This is a genomic window from Microcoleus sp. Pol1C5 (genome assembly GCF_036701115.1).
Lineage (GTDB): Bacteria > Cyanobacteriota > Cyanobacteriia > Cyanobacteriales > Microcoleaceae > Microcoleus.
Map to the genome: position 1 here is coordinate 39,414 of NZ_JAUBQE010000050.1, position 23,782 is coordinate 63,195.

A 23,782-nucleotide genomic window follows, 5' to 3' on the forward strand; every position below is an offset into this window, starting at 1 on the left:
CGCCCTTTCTCCGCCAAATCCCGCTACCCAACTACTAATTAGCAATAGCCATGAATATAAATTTTTCTCGTTACGACACCTTAACCACCCTGCTAGCAGGAACTACCGCAGCCTTAACCATAGTCATCAGCCAACCCGCGATCGCCAAAACCCCCCAAGAAGTCGCCAACATTGCCGGGCCGCTGACCGTACAAATTAACAGTTCCCTCGGAGACGGTTCTGGGGTAATTATTGCCAAAAACGGCAAAACTTACACAGTTTTAACAGTCAACCACGTCGTAGAAAAAGCAGACGTGAAATACACCGTTCGCACGTCTAAAGGCAAAAACTATCAAGCAACCTCCGTCACCCGTTTGCAAACCGCCGAAACTGACCCGGATTTAGCCGTAGTCAAATTTGAAAGCCCCGAAGAATATCCAGTCGCGACGATCGCCGATTCCGATCAAGCCGTCATCGGCACTCAAATCTTCGTTTACGGCTATCCCGCTACCGGCGGACTTTTCGGCGCCGAACGAGCACCCGAACTCTCTCCCGGACTCGTTACCAGCCGCCCGGATAAGCGCCCCGAAGGTTACACTTTGCGGTATCAAGCCGTAACTTGGAGTGGCATGAGTGGCGGCCCAGTTTTTGACTCCGAAGGCCGAGTCATCGGTTTACACGGACAAGGGGAATTCGGTTTCGCGCAAACGAGTTCCGGCGAAGTCGCCCCGATTAAAACCGGATTTAATGCAGCAGTTCCAATCAATACATTTATTGCGAAGCTGGTGGCGGCGGGAATCAACAAATCCGAGTTGAAAGTAGACAATACTCCCGCAACTCAAGGCCCCGTATCCACCATTAATCCTCAAGACGCCCAAGCTTATTATTTTCGAGGACTTTCGCTGTTAGATCAAGACAATCCTTGGGACGCGATCGCCGATTTCAACAGAGCACTCGCTTTTAAGCCCAATTACACTCCGGAATTGTACTTCAACATCGGCAATGCTCGTACTCTCCTTACCAGCACCAGCATCGATTCAACCCGCGCGCCCAGCGCTATTCAAGCATACACGCGGGCGATCGAAGCCAATCCCGGTTTTGCCGACGCTTACTACAACCGAGCTTTAGCTTACCTGGACAACAAAGACCAACCGAAAGCAATTGCTGACTTTCAAAAAGCAGCAGAACTTTACAAGCAAGGTGGCAGAACAAGTGCGTATCTAGACGCGATCAGCAGACTCAAACAATTGCAGTAGAATGAGAAGTTAACAATTAAGAATTAAAAATGAATAATCCCATTTTTAATTCTTAATGTAGTGCATACAAACAGCAGGTAAATAACAATGACTGCTATCACCTTAAACCTCAACTCCATTATTAAACTAACTTCTGAACAGTTTTATTAACTGTGCGAAGAAAACCCCGACTTGAAACTTGAACGGAACGCCAACGGAGAATTAATTGTCATGCCACCAACAGGAGGAGAAACGGGAAAAAGCAACTCAACAGCGAATGCTCAAATCTGGACGTGGAACGATCTAACTGAACTCGGAGAAGTGTTTGATTCCTCCACAGGGTTTACTCTGCCCAATAAAGCCGATCGCTCTCCTGATGTCTCCTGGGTAGAAAAAGCCCGCTGGGAAGCTTTGACACCTGAACAAAAAGACAAATTTATCCCCTTGTGTCCTGATTTTGTAATCTAGTTTCTTTCTGCAAGTGACAGATTGACAAAGACTCAGGAAAAAATGCAAGAATATATGCAAAATGGCTGCCGTTTGGGTTGGCTGATTAGCCGCCAAAAACGGGAAGTAGAATTTTATCGCCCCGGTCAAGAAGTGGAAGTTTTACAATCTCCTCAAACCCTTTCTGGGGAAAATGTTTTGCCGGGCCTCGTGCTAAATTTGCAAAAAATTTGGAATTAGCAGAATTCACTTTTCACTTATTATATCATCTTCAATAAAATAACCGTTACCATTTCCTAGTGAGGAATGCAAGTCAGAGCCAGTTGGCTCAGGATTCTGGGTACTCACTACGAACCAATTTTGTTATAATATTTCGAGGCGACATAATATTAGCTGGAAATTTGATAAAATTGTAATTACCATAAAATTACCTGTCTAGAATTATAGTTCAAACAATTTAAGCTAAAAATGTCACATTAGAAGAATTAAAAACACATTTTGACATTCAACTTGTCACAGACGACCAATTTTTCAGAGAATGGCAAGACGACTTGCCAGAAATCACCGACTTTCAGAAACGACAGCTAGATCAGGTTAAAGCGGGTTACTTCAACTTGCTTGAGTATCCGCCGATGCTGGAAAAAACCATCAGTTTGTCGATCGTCTCTCTGCTGTTATTTGTCGGCGAGTTTTATCTGCATCCTTTCTACATTAAACCCGAAAAATTCGTCGAAATTTCCGAAGAAGATGAAGGCGTTATCATCCAAGGTAGCCGAGATACTTTACTTTTAAAAGAGCCGTTGGGCTGATGGTAATAGAATCAAAGCGAGTTTCATTTTCGATCGAAGTCGGCTTGGCGCAAATGTTAGTTTATCTGCTGGCAAATCCCAACCGGGACAAACCTGGTTACGGCATAGTTGCTACAGTTTGTGACAATTTTTATTTAAAATTTACCACATATTGGGTGTGTTAAAACAATACGTATAGTATTGTTTTTTCATCAATAAAAAATATAATTAACCCGCATTTGGTATTATTGATAACCGTTGAAACCCTTATTTTAGCCTGGGTTTATGGCTGCGGAGCCTTTAAGGTACCCGCAACAAACCCAGCGGGTAAAGAGATTGGGGATTATGGGAGAGGTTTATTGGAGATATAGCCACTCCTTAGAGCAATATAGCTTCTTTGTCCTTAAACTCGATAACTAAACTGGATTCGGGAGCAGAGGTCGAATTAACTCCACAATTTTGTCATAGTTAAAGTTATTCACACAATCAATTAGCGCACTGGAAAGGGTTGATTGAGCTGCGGGAATTTGTTTGATTAGCTCGTTCATGACTTCAGGATCGACATAGTAGGCAGCTTGATACATTTGTTCTAACCACTGAGAGGACATCACGGCTAGATCTTCTGGAGATAAAGAATCAACAAATAGTTTTGGGGAATCTTTTCCTACAACTGTGTAGATGTACTCTACTCCCAAGTGTTGAGCGAGTTTGTTAAAGACGAGCCCTTCCTGAAATGGCTTGCTCATAAAGTCGTCACAACCAGCCATAAGAACTTTCTCTCGCTCTTCTTCAAAAACACTGGCAGTTAAAGCAATAATGACAGTCTCTTGTCCATGAGGGTGTTCTCTAATGCGTTTAGTAGCTGTGTAGCCATCCATTATCGGCATTCGTATATCCATCCAAATCAGGTGTGGGCACCAACTTTCCCACAGGGATAGTGCTTCAACTCCCTGTGTTGCTTCGCGCACCTCAAAACCGACTGAGGTAAGGATTTTGACCAATAAGCGGCGATTTTCCTCTACATCTTCAACCACAAGGATGCGGTAAGTTGGTTGTCCTGGAGCTATACCAATCACTCTTTGTTTAAGCAATTCTGATGCAAGGCAGACTGATTGAGGTAAGTTTACCCCCAGTTCAAAGTAAAAAATGCTGCCCTGATTCAATGTGCTTTGAACCCGAATCTGACTACCCATGAGTTGGACAAATCTTTGGCTGATAGCTAGACCTAGACCAGTACCTTGATTCAATTTATTCCCAGCTTCAGCTTGCACGAACGCCTTAAATAAACTGTCAAGTTCTGTTGGATCAATTCCCACTCCAGTATCCTCAATTTCAAAACATAGGCGACAGGACGTTTGGTCGATCTGTTCTGAAATTACTCGTAAGGTGACGCTTCCTTGATTAGTAAACTTAATCGCATTACCGAGCAGATTGACTAAGACTTGATACAGTTTTTTCTCATCGATATGCACAAATTGGGGAAGATTGGGATCTCGCTCGACAATTAGTTTCAATCCTTTCAATTGGGCTTTAATTTGCAACATTTCTTCAAGAGAAATCAGCAAAAACTTGAGGTCAACGTCAGCAAGAGAGAGTGTCATCTGTCCGCTCTCAATTTTGGATAAATCTAAAATGTCGTTAATCAATTCCAATAAATGTGTGCCGCTACGATTTACGATCGCCAGATCTTGTTGGAGTTCGGGAGTCAGAACCGGATCGTAACTCATCAACTGCGTAAATCCCAAAATAGCATTGAGAGGAGTACGGAGTTCGTGACTCATATTGGACAGGAACATACTTTTGGCTCGGTTTGCTGCTTCTGCTGCTTCTTTAGCTTGCTGAAGTTCCAACTCGGCTTGTTTGCGATCGCTAATGTCAATTAAAGATCCCAAGATTTCCACTGGTATACCTGCACGATCTCGAATTAGTCTGAGTTGACCGAGTATCCAGCGATAAACTCCATCTGAGCGACGAAGACGGTATTCATGGAAATAAAAATCATTGACGAATAGATTGGTTAAGCCATTAATTACTCGTTCTACATCATCGGGGTGTAAGTTATGCGCCCAAAATTCAGAATCTTCTAAAAATGCAATACTTTCATAGCCCAATACATCTTTGACATTTTCGCTGATGAACGTTGCTCCATAATTGCCAGCAGGTTTACTGCTAAAAATAACTACCGGGCTGTAGTTCAGGAGAAAGTTGAGGCGATTTGTGGTAGCTTGCAAGGCTTGCTCAGCCAGTTTTAGCTCTGTTGCGTCCTCCTGAACTGCAACATATACGGTTCCATATTCAGGATGCTCAAACCTAGATGTATGAACCCTGCACCAAAAAAGTCTTCCATCTTTTTTCTTATTGTAGACTTCATATTGTGCTTCTCCTTTCTCCTCAATTTGAGCGATAATATCTAGAACGCTGGCGTCTGGTGTAATCTCTCTATCGACATAATTCAAGATACCAACGGGTTGACCTGCGAGTTCGCCATCTGTGTAGCCAAACATAGCGTCAAATTTGGGATTGGTGTAGACGAGCCTGAGATCTGAGGCTTTAATTAAACACACTCCACCTGCCATGTTATTCATAATAACACTCTGAAGTTCTAGCGTCTTTTGAGCTTTTTTTCGAGCGGTAATGTCTTGAATTTGAGCAATAAAATGCAGTGAGTTTCCCTGTTCATCTTGTACTACCGAGCCATCAAGAAGAATCCAAATTATATGTCCTTGTTTATGGAAATAACGTTTTTCCATTTGGAAATTTGAAATTGTTCCTGCTAATAACTGATGTACATAGCTAAGATCCAGGTCTAAATCGTCGGGATGGGTAATGTCTTGGAAAGTTAACCCTAACAACTCTTCTGAGGAGTAGCCAAGAATCTGACATAAGGCAGGATTGACTTTAACCCAGTGCCCATCAAGTGAAACGATCGCCATTCCAATAGACGCATTTTCAAAGGCATTGCGAAACTGCTCTTCACTGTTTCGTAATGCCACCTCAATTTGTTTGCGTTCGTTTTCAGCCCGCTTGCGCTCGTTGATCTCCTTCTCTAAGGCTTGATTCGCCGCAATAAGTTGAGCTGCACTAGGTAAAGCTAAAGCTGATGGAATTAAAAACACTAGCTCAGATGCAGTATATATAGAAATCAGAGCAGTAATAGCTTTAAGTCCTCCAGAAACCCAATAAGTAGGAAACCAAAGCGTCCAAATTTCCATGATATGAGTTGTACCACAGGCAATTATGAAGGCGCCAAACAGAAAAAATACTTTCTGAAAAGGAGTATCTTGGCGCTGTCGCACAAAGTAGATTAGCATGATTGGGATGGAGTAGTAAGCTAAAGCGATTAAACCATCGGATAAAATATGTAATCCTACTAAGTTTGTTTGCCAGAGATAGCAGTGACCATGAGGAATGAATCCTCCAGTCTCAAAAAATTGTGTAATCATATCTAACCTGCATTATTAATGAGTGCTGAAGTGTTTAGCGATTGAGTTCTGCCATTGCCCGCTTCATGGTCGAAGTCATACCGGGAAAACCACTTATGAGTAGGGAGATGTCAAATTGCCAACCCAGCAGTACGAGACATCCGATCGCAATGACGAGTAGACTTGCCCTTTAAGAAATGTGCTTGTTCATAAATCGGCTGCTTGGGTTGCAAAAATCTTCTCCTCATGTTACCCGAAACGAAGAAGGGCTACCACGGGGGGATTATTCCTACCTCAACAACTCAGATATTTTAGGGGCTGTGCCAGCGTGCTAGTCCTCGAACTGTGCGATCGCAGGACTTCTTTCTGCGTAAAGTGAGTTTATAACCTAATAATTCAACTATACTCTTATTCATAGGCTTATAGTCCTCTGGCAATAAACTATGGAAAGGAGTAGGATTATCGAGAAAACTAGCGATAGAGTTAGCGATCCAGTTAGCAACTACCGAGGCAATATTTTAATTGTTGACGATCTGCCTGATAATTTGCGTCTTCTGGGCCGTACTTTGAGCACACATGGTTATAAAGTTCGCAGTGTCACAACAGGTGAAATGGCGATCCGAGCCGCCCAATCGCCATGGACGGAACTAATTTTACTAGACATTAAATTGCCCGATTTGGATGGCTATGAAGTTTGTAAACAATTAAAATCTGACGAGAAAACCGCAGGCATTCCGATAATTTTTTTGAGTGCTCTCAATGCAACTTTTAATAAGGTTCAGGGGCTGGCTGTTGGTGGCGTAGATTATATTGCTAAGCCGTTTCAAGTTGAAGAAGTATTAGCTCGTGTCGAAACTCACCTAACCATCCGACGGTTGCAACAAAGCCTCCAAGAGCAGAATTTACGTCTCTTGAGAGAAATAGAAGAACGGCAACGTCTCGAAGCGTCCCTCTTTGCCGAAAAAGAACTCGCTCAAGTGACTCTCCAATCGATTGGTGATGCAGTTATTACTACCAATGCTCAAGGTAATGTGCGATTTTTCAATCCTATCGCTGAGCAACTGACAGGCTGGAAGGCTCATGAGGCTCAGGGACTACCCCTGTCTACAGTCTTTGAAATTGTCAATGAAATAACGCGAAAGCCAGTAGAGAATCCGATCGACAAGGCTCTGTTGGAGAAACGAATTGTGGGCTTAGCTAACCATACTATACTGATTGCGCGCGATGGGACGGAGTATGCCATTGAGAACTCAGCAGCACCAATTCGAGACTGCCAAGGTCAAATTATCGGGGCAGTCATCGTCTTTCATGATGTTACCGAATCGCGCAATCATGCTCGTCAACTCTCTTGGGAAGCCAGTCACGATGCTCTGACGGGTTTAATCAACCGTCGAGGATTTGAGCAGCGACTAATAGAGGCGCTCGCCTCTGTTCAAGATAGCAATCAGCAGCACGCTCTCTGTTATTTAGATTTAGATAAGTTCAAAGTCGTTAACGATACCGCAGGCCATATTGCTGGCGATGAGCTACTGCACCAAATTACTACACTTTTACAAAATGGAGTCCGCGCTAATGACACATTGGCTCGCTTAGGAGGTGACGAATTTGGTCTTTGGCTTAATAACTGTCCCCTCTCTAAAGCAGCTCAGATTGCGGAAAACCTCAAAGACCTAGTGCATCAGTTTCGGTTTATTTGGGATAGCAAAACCTTTATCATCGGGGTCAGTATTGGAGTTGTTGCCATTAACCAAGCCAGCCAAGATTTGATGGAGGTTATGGGGGCGGCTGATGCAGCTTGTTATGCTGCCAAAGGCAAAGGTCGCAACTGTGTTCATGTTTATCGTCGAGACGATGGCGAACCAATATAATTAGATAACGTGGTGAGAGGCAGTTGATTTCCAAAATTAGCTGTGTGTTAGAAACCAATCGTTTTTGTCTCTACTTCCAAAAGATTGGCTCTATTAGCTCTAATCAATCATTAGAGCCTTATGAAATTTTGTAGAGAATGCTATACAAAAAGGGAGAAAGCGTTGCTCCCAATGAGTTTATTCTCAGCGCCGAGTGTTATGGCTTGATAACAAAGAGCGATTGTTGTTGGGTAATCGAAACTTTTTTATCGAATTATCATAATTGATCTCAACTAAAATTTTTTAGTCAAGACTTGTATACAATCACTATTTCTGGCGCTAGCAGTAGAGTTTTTTTTTATTTTTATTGTTCGATTTTATGGCGTTTTTGATGTTGATGTCGCGGTCTATAGTGTGAGTTACCGCACTTTTTTAGGTATTCCCATCCTCCGAGTTTTGCGACTTGTTCTCTCCCGGTTTTTGTGCCGATCGCACCCTGTTCCTTCAGAATTACCACGGCGAACCGATCATTGTAAAAGCAGCCCAATAATAAGGATGCGACAAATTTCGATCGCCCCTAGCAGTCAACTCCGACGGTAAAGGCAGAGCTTGATTTTTGCCCGATCGCACCAAATAACCATCTTGCAAGCGCACTTCTCCCCGCAACATCGCCAACTGCGCTTGCCGCAAAGCCTCAGCCTTAATCGGCGCTGTACGCAACTGCTGGTAAAACTCAGTCATCAGCCCCAAAGTACCGATATCGCTGACATACCACAAACTCGCCAAAGCCGATTTTACCCCCGCGTGCACCGCCAACCCCGCAAACCCCAACTCAGCTTGTTCGTCTCCCACCGCCGTAGTACACGCACTCAAAACCAACAACTCCACCTGCGGGTTAGATAACTTCAACTGATCCAACTGATTCAACCGCAACTTAGTATCCCAAAACTGAATGTAAGAATTTTCCGCCCCCCCAGGCTGGAAATCGCCGTGAGTAGCTAAATGAATAATTTTGTATTGCGGTTGATTCCGCTTGTGCTTCAAATTTGCCAAAGTAAAAGCTTCATTGAGAAAAGACGAACCGGGCCAAATCTTGCCCACAATTGTCGATATTTCCAACGGCACCGCAGGCAAAGGATTTTGATCGTATTTGGCCGGAAAATTCGACGCACCCATCGCTAAAACTTCAGAACCCTTAACACCAGCATAGCGAGTATCAGTTAAACTCAAACTCGGAATCAGCCCCAGACTGTACTTTTCTACCAAAAACTGCTTGCCGTCGTAAAGAGCAGCCAAAGGCAAAGTTCGCAAACCTGAATCCATCGAAAACACCAAGGTGTCAATCTTGTTAGCCTCCAAGTCCGCTTGCAGCGGTGCAATTAACCACTGGTAAAGTTCCTCGGCAGGTTGCTTGTAGTCAGCAGCATTCAATCTCCTGGGAGTTCTGATAGCATTAGTGAATTCTTTAGCAACTTGCAGCACTGTCTGGCGGCTTGCAGGCACGCTTTTAAAAACACTTTTGCCGTCTGGCAATAACAACACAAGTTCTAAATGTTTGTCTTTTGCCCAGACGTAAAGGATGGCGGGTTTAACCCCAGTCAACTGATTGACGCTGTTGAGAGTATCTCGAATACTTTTCTGCGTGACTGACTTTTCAGTTACCGTGCCCCCAAAGTAACGTTCAAATTCCCGGCCCTGAGTTCTATCCCTTTGCTGCACTGCGTCGATCGGACTTATTTGCGCGATCGAACTCGCTCTAGAAATCTCAGGAACTCTCACATTCCCGATACTTTCTGTACTCACCGCACTCGCAGGCTTCTGTGGAGTTGTTGCCACGCTGGCGTTTTCTGTCGCCGCAGGCGTACCCAAATTGTCTTTTAACACCGACGGCGACAGCAGTATCGGGCCGCTAGCATTCTCGTTCTGCCGCGCCTCAACAGAGGTAGCAGCAGGCTCTGACGAGACATTTGCGTTACTGCTCTTTGGCACCGACGCTGCAGGGCCGAGAGTCACTTGACTCACAATTTGTTGAGAATTTTCTGTAGTTTGCAGTTCCACGCTGGTAGTTGGTGCCGGACTCGGCACGATCGCCAGCGGCCCGATAGTAGTTGAGGAGGTGGCAGTGTTCGACTTCGAGTTTCCCGTCCCAACATTCGCCGCCGTGCAGGTTCCCGACGGGCAAGTGCTTTGCAGCAGCGTCTGTGAACCCGATTGAGCCAGGCCGTCTGTAGAAATGCTGACCTCGGCGCGCTCAGTAGCAGTTCCTGTTCCCGGAGTCCGAAACGCTCCCCCAGCCTCGATTGCCACATCGCCGCCCGTATTGCCACGAGCTTTGATCGAAACAACTTCAACATCTTTCTGTCCGATAATTTGGCTCGAACCGGCACTTCCCGATTGCGAACTCGAGTTGATCACCCCTGTAACGATCCGGCCCGGCGCCGCAATCGAAATATCTCCCCCGCCTCTGGCACCAAAAGCATCGATGTTGCCGGTTTCTACCGCACCAGCGCTGCGAACATTGATAGGGCCCGCCACCCCGGAAGTTGAGCGAGATGAAACCGTACCCGCAGTCAACTTGCCTTGACTGCTAGTGATGTTAATCCCCGCAGTCGAGGTAACGTCTCCGACGGCTACAGTACCGCCCATCAGAGAGATCGTGGCGTTATCAGTGCCGACGATCGCACCCGTCCCCACGATCGCGCCTGCGCCATTGGGCGATCGAATAGTCGTCGGATCTTGAAATGTCACGGCCGCTGGCGTTGAATTTGGCGTTGAATTTGGCGTTCCAGAAGCAATCGATATCACACCGCTACCGTCAGCGCGCCCGATCGCGATCGAAGCAAACCCATTCCGAAAAGTGTTCAATTCAGCAGCAGTCAAGTTCAGAGCTTCTGTATCGTCAGAACCTTGAATTATAATGTTTTGGCTTGGATCGGCCGGTTGCAACACCAGATTGCCGTTGCTGGCGATCGAATTTTTGTCACCTGTCAAGTCAATTTCGTTGCCCGTCAGGGTAATATCTCCCCCTGTTTGGGCGCCACCAGCTTCGATCGCCCCTGCTGTGACTCCATTGCGCCCCGTCAGCGTCACCTTCCCCGCGCGATCGCCCCTGGTGTCGATCGCCCCGGCAGTCACCGTGCCCTGTGCGGTAACACTAACATCTCCCGCCGAATTGCCTGTATCTTCCGAAGAATTGACAGAAGTGTTGATGGTGCGGGAAGTTCCAGTAAGTAGCTGACCGGTTGTGACATTGCCTGCGGTGCTGACGATGCGAATTTCCTGATTTTTGGTAGTGATATTTCCGGTTCTGATATTGCCATCAGCTTTGAGAGTAATTGAGGCATTGTCGGTCGCGGTCAAGGAATTTGTGGTAGTTATTGTTCCCAAACCCGCTGGCGACTGAATAATTAGCGGATCGTAAAATGTGAAATCGTTGGCAATCAGAATGGAACCCATACCGTTGCTGCGGCCGATCGTAATTCCAGCAAACCCATTTTCCAAACTTCCGAGGTCGCTTGCCGTCAGATTCAAATAAATATTAGTACCGACATCTCCAGAACCGCCGATCGCAATATTTTGACCGGGACTCCAAGGTTGCAGTACCAAAAAGCCAGTACCGCTGACTGAATTTTTGTCGCCTTTAAAATTAATTTCATCACCCGTCAAAGTAATGTTTCCCGAACCCCCGGCGACGAAGCTCACTCCGAGAACATTCCGAGCCGTCACATTTACATTTCCCGTCGCTTCCGGGCCGCTGGCATCAAGTTTTTGGGCCGTTACATTCAGGCCCTCGAGCACAATATTCCCGCTGCTGCCGCTGCTGGGATTGGATGAAGAAATGTTGTTTGCAACAGTCGAACCCGGACTAATCAAACTAATATTTCCGCCGTTACTCGACAAATTGCCCGCAGTAATTTGACTTCCCGAAATGGCGATCGCACCGCCAGCCGTGCTAATTGTATCTCCAGAGTTCATCGAAAAAACACCTGCGCCACTGAGATCGGCATCTGCTCTCAATGTTACCGAACCAGTAGTTGCTTGAAAGCTCAACTCATTGTCCGCCAAATCAGCAATTGTAATATCATTGAGCGCTTCGAGAACCACATTTGACGTAGCCGACATACTTTCCAAAGCTGTAGCCGAAATTGTCAGCGAAGGCTCAGAATTGTTTTCCTGTCCTGCTAGCGTTCCTGTTGCCAAAATATTATTTTTGGCAATGATTTCCGCATCGCCCGCACCTTCTGGGGAATCTGTAATTAAAATATTTTCCGGATCTAACAGCAAAGTCCCCAAACCGTTTGTCCCAGAAGTATCGACATTACCGTTAAAAATTAATCTTTGCTTGCCCGACACTTCCACAAACCCCCCAACACCTCCGGTTTCCGTTGCAGAAACGCCATTTGCCCTGATGCTGCCCAAAAATGCTGTTGTGTTGTCAGCCCAGACAAAAACACTCCCGCCGTTGCCTGATTCAGTTGCGTTGGCAGCGATCGAACTTTTGGCATCCACGTAAGTCATCCTGGCATTCGGCACAGTTCCCTCGCCTCGGTAATCTCCCCCGATCCGCACCGTTCCGCCGCCGTCGGGCCCGGAAGCTTCAATCTTTGCTCCCAACAGCCCTACCTTGTCGCCCAACACGTTGACGCTTCCTCCCTGGCCCCCCGTAGCAGACACGTCCGCAGAACCCGCTACCAGCGCAGTTCCAGCACCTCCTGGCACTGTTTGACCGCCTGTGAGCACAACTTCACCTTGAGCGTTCGTAGTTATACCCGTAGCGTGAGCCACGCCGGGGCCCGAAAGCAGCCCTGGTAAACTCTGGGGAGAGAAGGGAACCGCTTCGGAACCCGACACTCCGGCTGCTGGAGAAACTTCTAAACTCAGCAAAAGTCCGTTTTGACTCAACCGCACCAGATTTTCGCCCGGAACAGCCGCCACAGTAATTTGACCGCCTGGGGCTGAAAGTTGCCCTGTACTGATTACCGTACCGCCCAGCAAAGTCAAATTTTGCCCGGTTCCGACAGCCAAGTTACCGGCATTGACAATACTTCCGGGCTGTGGCCCAAAAACAAAAGCATTCGGTGTTCCGACTAGGGCGGCGTAGTCGTTCGCCCCTGTACCGTTGAACCAACGGTCGTCAAAACCGATACCGTTAGCGGTGGTAGCCAAAAAAGACCCGGACACATCGAGTCGGGCATTTGCTCCGAAGATGATGCCTGCGGGATTCATCAGCAACAAGTTAGAATTGCCACCAGTAACTTGAATTAGACCGTTAATTAACGAAGCGTCCCCACCGACAACGCGGCCGAGGATATTTTTAACGCTTGGGTTGGAGATGAAATTGGCAGTTTCACCAGAATTCAGACCAAACCGAGTAAAACTGTGGAACAAATTTGCTCCGTCTCTGGAGGTAGTGCCGCCTTTAATATCGTAGCGAGGAGACGACCCTGTACCTGGGACGGTGACAGCGGTTCCGGTGCCGTCTGGGGCTGGAGTAATAGATTGTGCCGCAGCAATTTGAGATTGGGGATAAATTGCCACGAGTACCCATCCGCTGCTGTTTTCTTTGAGGAAAACCAGGTTGGGTAAAAAATCTACTATCAAAAATCCAGCAAGGGGAATTGCTGCCAGAATCGACCGCACAGCACGTTGAGCATTCATAAGTTTGCCTCGGTCTAGACCTTAATTCGAGTTTAAAATTGAGATTTTAGGTAAAAAAGAGTCGATCGCACCCCAATGCTGACACTTCCTAACGCGAACTCTCGATCGCAAATCTTAAATTTTAAGTCTAAATTTGATTGTGTCACCAACATAGCAAAGACTGACAGTAAGTGTCGAAACACAGGAAGTTTAAACAGAGAAAATTATGAGCGATCGAATTGTCCGTCTGATTGGTTTAACTGGGGGCATCGCCACCGGTAAAACCGCTATATCTAATTATCTGAGAGATGCCTGTGGATTTCCGATTTTAGATGCCGATATTTACGCCCGCGAAGCTGTGAACCCCGGTTCGCCAATACTTGACTCTATTGTAAAACGATACGGCGCGGGTATTGTGCTCCCGGACGGCAATTTAAATCGGCCAGAGTTGGGAAGTATTATTTTTTGTAACGCAGACGAGCGGCAGTGGTTGGAACAACTGATTCACCCTTACGTGCGCCGCCGATTAGTTGAGGAAACTCAAAGCTGCATTGCTGCATCGAGTTTGGTATCCCAAGACACACAGGATTTAGGTACAAAGACTCAAGAAACTGGCTTTTTTCACCCTCATCAAAAGCTAGAACGAAGTATTGTTGAAAAAAAACCCGGTTTCTGCGCCCCGGCTGACACGTTGACTTTGGTTTTGGTAGTGCCGCTGCTGTTTGAAGCTAACATGACTGACTTGTGTACCGAAATTTGGGTGGTGTACTGTTCACCCGAAGTGCAGTTAGAACGACTAATGCAGCGAGACGGATTGAGTTACGAGCGAGCTAATGCCCGCATTAACGCCCAGTTGCCACTAGCTCAAAAGTGTCAACAAGCTGATGTTATTTTGGACAACTCGTCAACCCTCGACTCGCTATTCCTGCAGGTAGATGTGCAAGTCAGTCGCTGTGAGATTTGATATTTGAGATTGACTCCGCGATATCAGTTTTAAAACTAGGTTTTTTTTACTCCCTGCGCGCCAGTTCGATTTGAGAGTTGAGATTTGAGATTGACTCCACGATTTTGTGAACGGGCTTTTTTCCCCAACCCCTTTCGACTCCTCCTTCGGAGTGGCGCGTAAGCGCTTTTGTCACAAAGCAAGATCAAAAAAGATCAGAAAAGATCAGAAAAAATAAAAGGTTCACAATTTATTTAAAAGTACAATAGCAACCATTTATGAAGTAAATGTGAAAATTAGGCATTGCCCGCTTTAAGGAATTTCATTCACCAAGATATGTATATGTAACGTGCGGACGGCGCGCCTCGGTACTCTCCTGTTGTTTCTTTAATCTCCGGGTTGCCGCTTCACCTCAATAAATTATCCAGTTAATCATAAAAGTAGTAAAACTTTACAATTGGTGGTTTTTGTTTCCTTGTTGGAAGAGCGTTTCCAGAGGATTCCAGGGGTCATAGCATTTTAGATTTTAGATTTTAGATTTTAGATTGGGGAATAATTTATAACTACCAAGGTTGGGAAGACGGGCATACAAGAGTAGCATGATTTTTTTGAACATGGTCTTGAATTCTGCTGGTTGCCCGCAAATAGCAGAGAACTAGAAATTATCAGTGAACAAGCGAGCTAGATGATGGATTTCACCCGCTTTTAACCAAAACTCAAAAAAATTGCAAGTGCCCTTACTTACTAATTGATGATTTCACCGCAATTATTTTTTTATCCTGATAGCAGAGTACAGACTGCGTATCAAGAAGGGGAAAATACAAACACCAAAATTTATGATGCGCGTTTACTCTTCCATCCTGATGTCAAGCCTGTTACTGAGTGCTGGCGCAGTTAATACTCAAAGCTTAGAAACTCGATCGACCTTTTTTGCTCAAGACAACCCTACTCCAGAAATTTTAACCACTCTAGCTGGCACTCCGACCTTTGAGGCAGATAACGATAAAGATGAGCCGCCACAACGAGGCACCGGGAGATAAAGCCGAAAACAGCTATAATTGCAGGGAATTAGGGGGAGAATGGGAGAATATAAAATTGGGAGAATAAGAGAAAAATTGAAGATTTCGATTTATTAATTCGGGACTTAGGTACTGCGTACCAAAAAACCGATTTTTCAGCGGTATTTGACGACTAAAGGCATAATTGTTCGCTATTCCGGTTGTTTTGCCAAGCGTCCTCAAGATATCAGACACCACACACCACCGCGAAATGTTGCACTCAAAAAAAAAGGTAAAGCGCGAGTAGGAATCTGGCGCTTTACCTTTTTTTTTAAACTTTTGCAGCTTTAGCTTTAATCTTCTGCCGCAGCTTCACCACCAACAACGACATCGCGAATCCGCAAACTTGGGCCGCCACAGCCGACGGGCAAACCGCTTTGTCCTGCCTTGCCGCAGCCGCCGGATTCATCCCAGTAGAAATCGTCGCCGATCGCCTCAATATCAGCTAAAGTGCTGAAAACATTACCCGAAAGAGTAACATCCCGCACCGGATTGTCGAGTTTTCCGTCGCGGATCATCCAAGCTTCGCCGGCACTGAAAGTAAACATTTCGCCGTTAGTCATGCCGCCTTGCCAATTGCGCGCATAAACTCCTTCTTTGATACCAGAAAATAAGTCAGCAACTGGCGTGTCACCCCGTTCGATCCAAGTATTCGTCATGCGGACGATCGGCGGATAATGATAATTCAAACAGCGAGCATTGCCAGTAGGCGTTTCTCCCAATTTGCCCGCCGTTTCCCGCGAGTGCAGTCGCCCGACTAAAGCGCCGTCTTTAATTAACTGAGTAGTAGTCGCGGGAGTGCCTTCGTCGTCGTAGAAATAGCTGCCCCGGTGTCCCTCTGGCGCTGCACCGTCGAAAATTTGCAAGTTTTTGGGGCCGAACTGGCGGCCGAGGGTCATAATTTCCAAAATGTCGGGATTTTCGTAGGCCATGTCGGCTTCGGAAAGATGCCCGAAGGCTTCGTGGACGAACAATCCGGTCAAAATCGGGTCGATGACGACGGTGTAGGTGTTGCCTTGAACGGGGGGTAAGGCTAGGGAATCTACGGCTCTCTGGGCGGCGCTGCGAACTTGAACATCGAGATCGGTTAAGTCTTCGTAAGCTTTGCGGGAACCGGTGGTTTCGCGGCCGGTTTGTACGGTTTCCCCGCTGCGGGCTGTGGCCGCAAAGCGCATTTCCATGTCTGCCCAACCTTGTTCGAGCATGGTGCCTTCGGAGGTGGCGAGGATCATCCGCTGGGTGCTGTCGCCGTAGCGCACGGAGATTGTGGCGATGCGGGGGTCAATGCTGCGGAGAATGGCCGCGTAGCGATCGCACAATTGCTTTTTGTCAATTAGGGGAACCAGACGGGGGTCTGTTCCTGTCAGCGGCAGCAAGCAAATGTCTTGTATTGGGGTGACAGGCGCCAGGATCGTTTCTTCTTCGCCGATCAGTTTGGCCGCGGCGATGGCTTCTTCGATTCTTTCGGCGAGGGTGGAAAGTCGGTTAAAACTGGCAAAGCCCCAGCCACCTTTGTGACAAGCTCTGACTTGGCCGCCAATTGAGACTCCTTCGCTGAGGGTTTCAATTTTTTCGCCCCGCAGCAGGATGTCGGTGCCTTCGGCTTCTTCCAGTCGAATTGCCAGATAATCGACTTGGTGACGGTAGCGTGCCATTAAGTCGGACAGCAGATTTTTCGAGTCGGCGATCGAGGTGGGCATAAGGAAAGCGCGGTGTTTAACTTACTTCATTTTGCACTTTTGTCAGGGCGATCGTACAAAATATCGCCCCAAGCGCGGAGATTGCGGCTTATTGGTACGGTTCTGCCAATATCGTTAGTTGACAAATGTGGATATCCTGTGAGTTAGGAGGAAGGTGCAAGAAATTATGCGGGATTTTTCGATCGTGCTGGTGCTTGACTCCTAACTCCTGAACTTTCCTATACATAAATACTTCACCCTTCATGCCTCCGAAGGTGGGTTTATAACTGTGAATACTTACTTTTTACCGACAATAAGCGAAATTTTAGCCTCCGAAGGCCAAGAAAATGACCTGAGTCTCTTTGATGCTAAGTTGGCGGGAGAAAACAACCGCCATCGGTGTCCTGCAAGCCGTGGGGCTTCTCGGCTGAAAGCTGAACAGGAATGGTACGGGGCGATCGCAGCTTTGAATCAAATGCTCGATCGGCAAAAATCAGGACAAAAAACAGATGCCGATCGAGCAAATTCTCGATCTACAATCCCCAATGCCTGCCAGGGATTGGTTTTGTCTGGCCCGTCTTCGGTTTTGACTGACCCCGCTTTGGCCAACGGCTTTGCCAATTGGATTTTTACCAGTATTCCCGACAACGATGCAGCTTTGTGGTCTTTTCGGGCTAGACAAACTTTAGCTTTAATGCCGGCGGCTGATGTGCAAACATCAGTGCCTGCAGCGGCCCCGGCTTTGGCTTTGACAAGTGGCGATCCTTTGGCGCACGAGCAGTTTTGTTTGGTTTTAACTGCTAGTTTTAGCTTGGTGATGGTTTTGGGTGAAAATTCTGCTGGAATTCCGGCTTTTCTATTTTCTTTCGATCCGCAAGTAGTCGCCAAAGCTTGGGAGGTTTTGCGGCGCAGGGTGACTGAAAGCGAATGTTTGCTTGCCAATTCTGACGGTAGTTTCAATTTATCAGTTAGCCAATTAACTAATAATTCTACTAAATTAGACGCGCTGTTCCAGCAGTTTTTGCCTGGGGAGCCAAATTATCAAACAGTGATGCAGTTCAGCCGCTTGCTGTTGCATAATTTGCCGGTTGGGAAAGATGAAGCAGGCAGGATAAAGGATGAAAGAATTGATGATGGTTTGAGTCCGAGGCATAAAAAGTTATCGGCTACAGATATCAACTGCAAATCTCCAATTCCTCTGGCTACTAAAGAGGTGGAATTGCTACAGGCGATCGCCCACGAAGTCCGCACACCTTTGGCTACTATCCGCACGCTGACTCGATTGTTGCTGAAACGTCCCAAGCTCGAGCCTGTTGTGGTCAAGCGTTTGGAAATGATTGATGCTGAGTGTACCGCTCAGATCGATCGTTTCGGTTTAATTTTCCGTGCCGTGGAATTGGAAATGTCGCAAGCTAAAAATTCTGGCGTGCAGCTAACAGCAATGTCCCTCGGTGAAGTGCTACAAAATAGCATTCCCCGCTGGCAAAAACAGGCCGCTGTGCGAAACCACACTTTGGAAGTTATTGTGCCGAAAAAGTTGCCTGCGGTAGTCAGCGATCCGACGATGTTGGATCAGGTTTTAACTAATTTGATTGAGAATTTTACTCGAACTTTGCCCTCCGGTAGTCGCATTCAGGTGGAGGTGACGTTAGCGGGCGATCAGTTAAAGTTGCAGTTGGAATCGGAACACTTACCTCAAGATAATGGCGCATCGACTTTTGCAGCTAAGGCGAATGGTCCTTTGCGCTCGATCGGGCCTTTGTTGATGGTGCAGCCGGAGACGGGAAGTTTGAGTTTAAATTTGAGCGTGACTAAGAATTTATTTCGGGCTGCTGGTGGGAAGTTGGTAATTCGCCAGCGGCCCCAAAAGGGTGAGGTGATGACGGTATTTTTGCCGCTGCAATAGTTATTAATTATTGGCAAAATCTGTAGGGGGGGGTTTAACCAACCATCTATCTCAGAAACGAACAATATAATAAACCCGCCCCAGCTTGGGCGGCCAATCAGAATGGATATTTTTTGAAGGGGAGCGAACCTAATGTTAATTTGGGTTATTGGTTGGGTAGGGGCGGGTTTAACCAACCATCTATCTCAGAAACGAACAATATAATAAACCCGCCCCAGCCCCAGGACAAATCAGAATGGATATTTTTTGAAGGGGAGCGAACCTCATGTTAATTGGGGTTATCGGTTGGGTGGGGGCGGGTTTTTATAGATTGTTTGTGAGCCTCAAATATTGTTGGTAAAACCCGCCCCTACAGCACGATCGCATCAATTAAAATCTCGCTGACTTTACTTAATAATTGCCTCATCCACCCTTCACAAATCAAACAAGGAGTTGGATACCTCATTGAAGCACACAAGAAGGTTCTCGAAGCTTATCCCAATGCAATCTTAGTTCTTTCAGGGACACATACAAATCGTCTCCCGGTATTCAGAACTAAAGTTCAAGACCACAACGAGTAACCAGGGCTGGACTGATTCTGAACAGAAGCCCGCATTAGCAGAGCCATCCCAGAGCATCGGTGTGCGCTCAGGATCGCGTCCAACTCCAATACCGGGAGATTTTTTTTCCCAAGGATCTTGGATATGCTCGGAGGGAATCCAGGCGTCCTTCATTCCCAGTTCTTCTCCTTAGTAATATCGTTGGTGTACCACGAAGGGTGAGCAATAACATCATGCGGATTTTGGCTTGAGAAATCCCTATTCTGCTGGCGACGCGATGCTTGTCATGATTACTCAATGTCCAATTGGGCCATGCACCTTCAGGCAGCAGTATGATGAGCCGCTTGACACGCAGTTCCATGCTTATTTGGAAGCGGTGATTAATCCCCAGATTCGTATGGGTCTACTCGCAGATGGCGCTAAACCCAGCAGCTATGACGATCGCAAAGTCCGCTGGTCTGGGATTGGAGTGGCTGGATTCTGGTCTCTCCGTCAAGACAGGCTCACTCTGGAAGTTGGACCCACTAGCTACCCCCATTGTAGTCTGGATTTGACTCGTCCTTCGTTGGAATCGCTAAAGCTGATGATGCGCGGACTGAGAACTTACCAAGATCCCTACGCCTATTTTGCTAGGGGAGTTGGGGTTGCGGTAGTTCCGCTGACTACCGATGGTATTGTCTACATTGGTAAGCGATCGACTTCCTTGGATTACACAGGCGTTCTCCATTTTGTGGCGGGTTGGGCTACATTTTCTCCTAGAGTTCAAGACATCAATTTTTATCAAGATGCTCAACGGGAATTGTGGGAAGAAGTGAATGTTGCCATGACCTTAAATGACACGAATACTCGGTTTATTGGCATATCTGGCAACCCGCTCACGGGGGAAGTTGATTTGGTTTTTGTGGTGCAAACAGAAATGCCCGATCGCCATTTTCGATCAGGTCAGTGGGAGGAGCATTCTTGTTTGGTTGGCATTTGCAGTAAAGCTGAAGCTGAAGTTCTGCTGGAACATGGACTGTTACCCGGAGAGCAAGAACCTTGCGGTCTGATGTTTTCCTCTCGCTTGGGCTTAGAATACTTAGTTCAACAGCATTGGTGAACGGTAGATAGAAAACACCTGACCGCGCTGGCAATCAAATATTTTGAACAGGATCAAACTCTATGCAATGGCTCAATGAACCCTCCCAATGGACAGACTCAGGCGATCGCTTGATTGTCAAAACTTCTCCCAAAACAGATTTCTGGCGAATTACCCATTATGGGTTTATTCGTGATACCGGACATTTTTACTTTGATTCCATCAGCACTGATTTTGTTGTTGATGTCAAAATACGCGGCAATTACAAAGATCTCTACGACCAGGCCGGCCTCATGCTGCGTGTCGATGAAAAGCATTGGATCAAGACAGGCATTGAATATGTTGATGGCGTACAAAATCTGAGTGCTGTCGTCACCCATGACTATTCAGATTGGTCAGTCATTCCCTTGCCGAACCCCCCTGATGTTTTACACTTGCGCGTTGAACGCTCTAAAGAAGCTATCCAAATTTTCTACTTAAATGAAGCTTCTAACTATGCAATGCTCAGAATGACGTATTTACCCTATGAAACGCTTCAAGTAGGGGTTATGTGTGCCTCCCCAGACGGAGATGGATTCGAGGTGACGTTTGAGGATTATCAGGTCAATGCTACAGGATCATAATCTTCCTTTGGGCCCATTCCGAAGTTCAGTGCCTTCAAATATTGCCGAACTGTAGGCGAGTGTCACAAGCAGAATTATATTAATCAGTCGGTTGCCTTATTCATCTAACCGTTGCCCAACTAAATGCTCTATTTCGATACAATGATTCCTCTTCTGTCTTAAGCAAAAAAACACACCCTTTTCCTTAAGTTGGTGGTTTAATCCTTACTAATACCAACTCTCCAAATTCATGCAACAGTAAGTTAATTGTATGTAATAAAATCAACGATGAGAACTGTGCTAAAAAAGAGCCATTGCTCATCCACGCATTGTAAAAATGATCTGATAGACTGTAAAATAAGAGAAATTAAAACTACAGCTTAGTCGAGAGTAAATTGTGAAACAACCAGCATTTTCATCAATAGTTTCAAGTCAGGGTTATGGTCGTATCGGTAAATTATCTTTTTCACAGAGTGAACTCTTTACACCCATCTTATTTCCGGTGGTATGTCTGGTTACTGGTACAACAGCTCGTGGAGGAGGCTTGTGGAAATATATCCTTCATGCAGATGAATCCAATGGGTTGCTGCAACGTAATCTGCCAGTGATGTCTCAGGTACTTCATTTTTTAAATTTTATTCCTAATAAGCCTAAAAGCCTAGAAAAGTGGCGAAAGCGTGGCATTCAAGGAAGTTACAGAGAGGATTTATCACTAGAATATACAGCTCCACTTTTTCTGGATTCAGGAGGATTCAAACTACTGTGGAATAAAACTGTTAACTTATCTGCCTACAGTCTCTCTATTGAAGATGGAAAAGGTCCCGAGACAATTTTGAAATTACAAAGAGATTTTGGTGCTAGTATTATTGCCACGTTAGACTACCCTTTACCACCCAATTTGGAAGCTTCGGAAGCTAAAGAGCGGATGGACAAAAGTATAAAAAATGCTGTTATGACAGCTCTTCATATTCAAAAAGATACCGATTACAAACCATTTCTTTACGTAGCTGCTCACGGGCAAGATCGAGCCAGCATGGGTTATTATGTCAAGCAAGTATTTGATGAATTCCAAGATAAAGGCTTGAAAAATTACCCTTTCGGGTTAGCTGTTGGCTCCTTAGTGCCTCTGCGCGGAGCACATAAATATTCTACTATCATTGAAATACTAATGGGATTGCGCGATCGGCTTCCAGAAGAACGAAAAAACAAAACTCCTATTCACGTTTTTGGAGTGACTGGGAGCTTAATACCGATTCTTGCATATTTGGGAATAGATAGCTTTGACTCTAGCACCTACGTTCAAGAAACAAGAAGCCTCAATTATTTTGACCATACAACTGGACGATATCATCCATTTCTGGAGATGGAAGAATTGACTTGTAATTGTCGCGTGTGCAAAGACAATTTGAATTTGAGAGAGTTGCAAGAAGGGTTGACATCGGAAATTCGTGGTCGTCCGTTGCCTAACGGAAAATACAAGAGTGAATATTACGGTAAAATAGCTCTGCACAACTTGGAGATGGATTTCCAGGTGGTTGAAAAGACAAAGAAAGCTATAGAAGCTGATTTATTGCAGGATTATCTTATTAAGCATATAGAGAAATTTCCTAAATTAAGGTCTGCATTGGATGTTATTGCTATAGAAGATGAGAGCTTACAAGTTAGGCTAACGCGCACGTTAACTTCTATACCTAAAGAGTATAAACTTAATAGAGATGAACGAGTTATTTCTCTGAGATATACATCAGAGGATTTTAACATTTTAGAGAAAAGTGATTATTTCCCCCCTAAAAATCAGCGTGTACTGCTAGTCATCCCTTGTTCGGGTGATAAGCCTTATTCTAAATCCCGTTCCCATTGTTTGATTGCCGAACGGCTAGAGCAAGCTTTGGGGAAAAAGGCAAAATTGGTTCATAAGGTAACGCTTTCTGGACTTTACGGCCCTGTTCCAGAGGAATGGGAGGATGAACCAGCCATCATGGAGTATGATTTTCGGTTAGAGCCATTTAACCGAGATCAGATTGCCCTGATTGCCGATCGCCTAGTAACTTACTTGCAGCGACATGGCGATCACTATCTCGCTTGTATCGGTTATGCTACCAGTCAGGCTTATCGCACAGCACTTGAGCAGGCACAGCAGCAGGCATCTGGGTTGGTAGTGCTTCCCATAAAGCCCAAAACCCGTAGGTTGACCGAGTTTTTCCGACAGGAAAATGTCGCAGAGTTGGTTGAAGAGGTTAAATTGGTTCTGAAGAGTTCAAAATAGTAGTATTAAACTAACAGTGTTGCAAGGATAAAGAAACAATGCAATCCCTTGAAGAAATTATAGATCAGAAAATTGGTGAAGTTAGGACTGAAGCTCTTGATTTTAGCTTTGGCGAAATTGTTAATCTATATAAATCAAAAGAGCTGATAATTCAAGCAGAATATCAACGTCTTTTCCGGTGGTCAGATCAACAAAAATCGCGTCTTATAGAATCAATTATTCTAGAGCTACCAATTCCACAAATTTTTGTAATAGAAAATATTGATAGCGTTTTTGAATTGGCGTTGCTGAATTTATGTATGATGTAGCGATCAAGAGCCAAAAACATTATTCAAAACAGGATGGAATCTTTAGCT

16 protein-coding genes and 1 pseudogene are annotated in these 23,782 nt (G+C 45.7%); 12 read left to right on the forward strand and 5 right to left on the reverse strand.

The genetic code is table 11. The annotated features are described in order from the left end of the window. Positions 1 to 50 precede the first annotated feature (50 nt). The 4 genes and pseudogenes from QUA23_RS24040 (at position 51) to QUA23_RS24055 (ending at position 2,634) form a co-directional block, all read left to right on the forward strand. Positions 51 to 1,235 carry a tetratricopeptide repeat-containing serine protease family protein gene (locus QUA23_RS24040; RefSeq protein ID WP_333077630.1) on the forward strand — a complete coding sequence of 395 codons (1,185 nt, stop codon included), beginning with the start codon at positions 51 to 53 and terminating at the stop codon, positions 1,233 to 1,235. 87 nt (positions 1,236 to 1,322) lie between these two features. Beyond that, positions 1,323 to 1,901 (forward strand): annotated as a pseudogene (locus QUA23_RS24045) (Uma2 family endonuclease). A gap of 311 nt (positions 1,902 to 2,212) precedes the next feature. Beyond that, positions 2,213 to 2,470: a hypothetical protein gene (locus QUA23_RS24050; protein WP_333077631.1), complete on the forward strand. Its 258-nt coding sequence runs from the start codon at positions 2,213 to 2,215 to the stop codon at positions 2,468 to 2,470. Beyond that, complete coding sequence (locus QUA23_RS24055; protein ID WP_333077632.1) at positions 2,470 to 2,634, forward strand: hypothetical protein; 165 nt, start codon at positions 2,470 to 2,472, stop codon at positions 2,632 to 2,634. The genes QUA23_RS24050 and QUA23_RS24055 overlap by 1 nt, the downstream gene beginning before the upstream one ends. 231 nt (positions 2,635 to 2,865) lie before the next feature. Here QUA23_RS24055 and QUA23_RS24060 read toward each other — a convergent pair whose 3' ends face one another. Next, on the reverse strand, positions 2,866 to 5,892 hold the full coding sequence (locus tag QUA23_RS24060; RefSeq protein WP_333077633.1) for a PAS domain S-box protein: 3,027 nt from the start codon (positions 5,890 to 5,892) through the stop codon (positions 2,866 to 2,868). Positions 5,893 to 6,314: 422 nt separating this feature from the next. Between QUA23_RS24060 and QUA23_RS24065 the strand changes: the two genes are divergently transcribed. Beyond that, positions 6,315 to 7,739: a diguanylate cyclase domain-containing protein gene (locus QUA23_RS24065; RefSeq protein WP_333077634.1), complete on the forward strand. Its 1,425-nt coding sequence runs from the start codon at positions 6,315 to 6,317 to the stop codon at positions 7,737 to 7,739. A gap of 489 nt (positions 7,740 to 8,228) precedes the next feature. On the opposite strand, the gene QUA23_RS24070 is transcribed toward QUA23_RS24065, so the two are convergent. After that, positions 8,229 to 13,376: a CHAT domain-containing protein gene (locus tag QUA23_RS24070; RefSeq protein ID WP_333077635.1), complete on the reverse strand. Its 5,148-nt coding sequence runs from the start codon at positions 13,374 to 13,376 to the stop codon at positions 8,229 to 8,231. Positions 13,377 to 13,581: 205 nt separating this feature from the next. On the opposite strand from QUA23_RS24070, the gene coaE reads away from it, so the two are divergent. Next, positions 13,582 to 14,319, forward strand: coding sequence for a dephospho-CoA kinase (gene coaE, locus QUA23_RS24075; RefSeq protein WP_333077637.1), 738 nt, complete (start codon positions 13,582 to 13,584; stop codon positions 14,317 to 14,319). A gap of 815 nt (positions 14,320 to 15,134) precedes the next feature. Further along, positions 15,135 to 15,338: a heterocyst-inhibiting protein PatX gene (patX, locus tag QUA23_RS24080; RefSeq protein ID WP_333077638.1), complete on the forward strand. Its 204-nt coding sequence runs from the start codon at positions 15,135 to 15,137 to the stop codon at positions 15,336 to 15,338. Positions 15,339 to 15,649: 311 nt separating this feature from the next. On the opposite strand, the gene QUA23_RS24085 is transcribed toward patX, so the two are convergent. Beyond that, positions 15,650 to 17,056, reverse strand: a complete 1,407-nt coding sequence (locus QUA23_RS24085) for a TldD/PmbA family protein (RefSeq protein ID WP_333068058.1) — start codon at positions 17,054 to 17,056, stop codon at positions 15,650 to 15,652. Positions 17,057 to 17,324: 268 nt separating this feature from the next. Between QUA23_RS24085 and QUA23_RS24090 the strand changes: the two genes are divergently transcribed. After that, positions 17,325 to 18,941: a HAMP domain-containing sensor histidine kinase gene (locus QUA23_RS24090; RefSeq protein WP_333077639.1), complete on the forward strand. Its 1,617-nt coding sequence runs from the start codon at positions 17,325 to 17,327 to the stop codon at positions 18,939 to 18,941. Positions 18,942 to 19,438: 497 nt separating this feature from the next. Here QUA23_RS24090 and QUA23_RS24095 read toward each other — a convergent pair whose 3' ends face one another. Both QUA23_RS24095 and QUA23_RS31150 read right to left on the reverse strand, forming a co-directional pair. Continuing rightward, entirely contained in the window at positions 19,439 to 19,660 is a 222-nt protein-coding gene (locus QUA23_RS24095) for an alpha-amylase family glycosyl hydrolase (RefSeq protein WP_445243520.1), read from the reverse strand. Then, entirely contained in the window at positions 19,569 to 19,841 is a 273-nt protein-coding gene (locus tag QUA23_RS31150) for an alpha-amylase family glycosyl hydrolase (RefSeq protein ID WP_445243519.1), read from the reverse strand. The genes QUA23_RS24095 and QUA23_RS31150 overlap by 92 nt, the downstream gene beginning before the upstream one ends. Here QUA23_RS31150 and QUA23_RS24100 point away from each other — a divergent pair. The 4 genes from QUA23_RS24100 to QUA23_RS24115 all read left to right on the forward strand — a co-directional run bounded on the left by QUA23_RS24100 (position 19,767) and on the right by QUA23_RS24115 (position 23,734). Continuing rightward, entirely contained in the window at positions 19,767 to 20,579 is an 813-nt protein-coding gene (locus tag QUA23_RS24100) for a hypothetical protein (RefSeq protein WP_333077642.1), read from the forward strand. The two genes, QUA23_RS31150 and QUA23_RS24100, sit on opposite strands and share 75 nt — an antisense overlap. A gap of 62 nt (positions 20,580 to 20,641) precedes the next feature. Beyond that, complete coding sequence (locus tag QUA23_RS24105) at positions 20,642 to 21,181, forward strand: DUF1349 domain-containing protein (RefSeq protein ID WP_333077643.1); 540 nt, start codon at positions 20,642 to 20,644, stop codon at positions 21,179 to 21,181. Between the two features lie 376 nt (positions 21,182 to 21,557). Beyond that, on the forward strand, positions 21,558 to 23,426 hold the full coding sequence (locus QUA23_RS24110) for a tRNA-guanine transglycosylase (protein ID WP_333077644.1): 1,869 nt from the start codon (positions 21,558 to 21,560) through the stop codon (positions 23,424 to 23,426). A gap of 38 nt (positions 23,427 to 23,464) precedes the next feature. After that, a complete protein-coding gene (locus QUA23_RS24115) occupies positions 23,465 to 23,734 on the forward strand; it encodes a DUF262 domain-containing protein (protein WP_333077645.1) in 270 nt (89 codons plus the stop codon). Positions 23,735 to 23,782 lie beyond the last annotated feature (48 nt).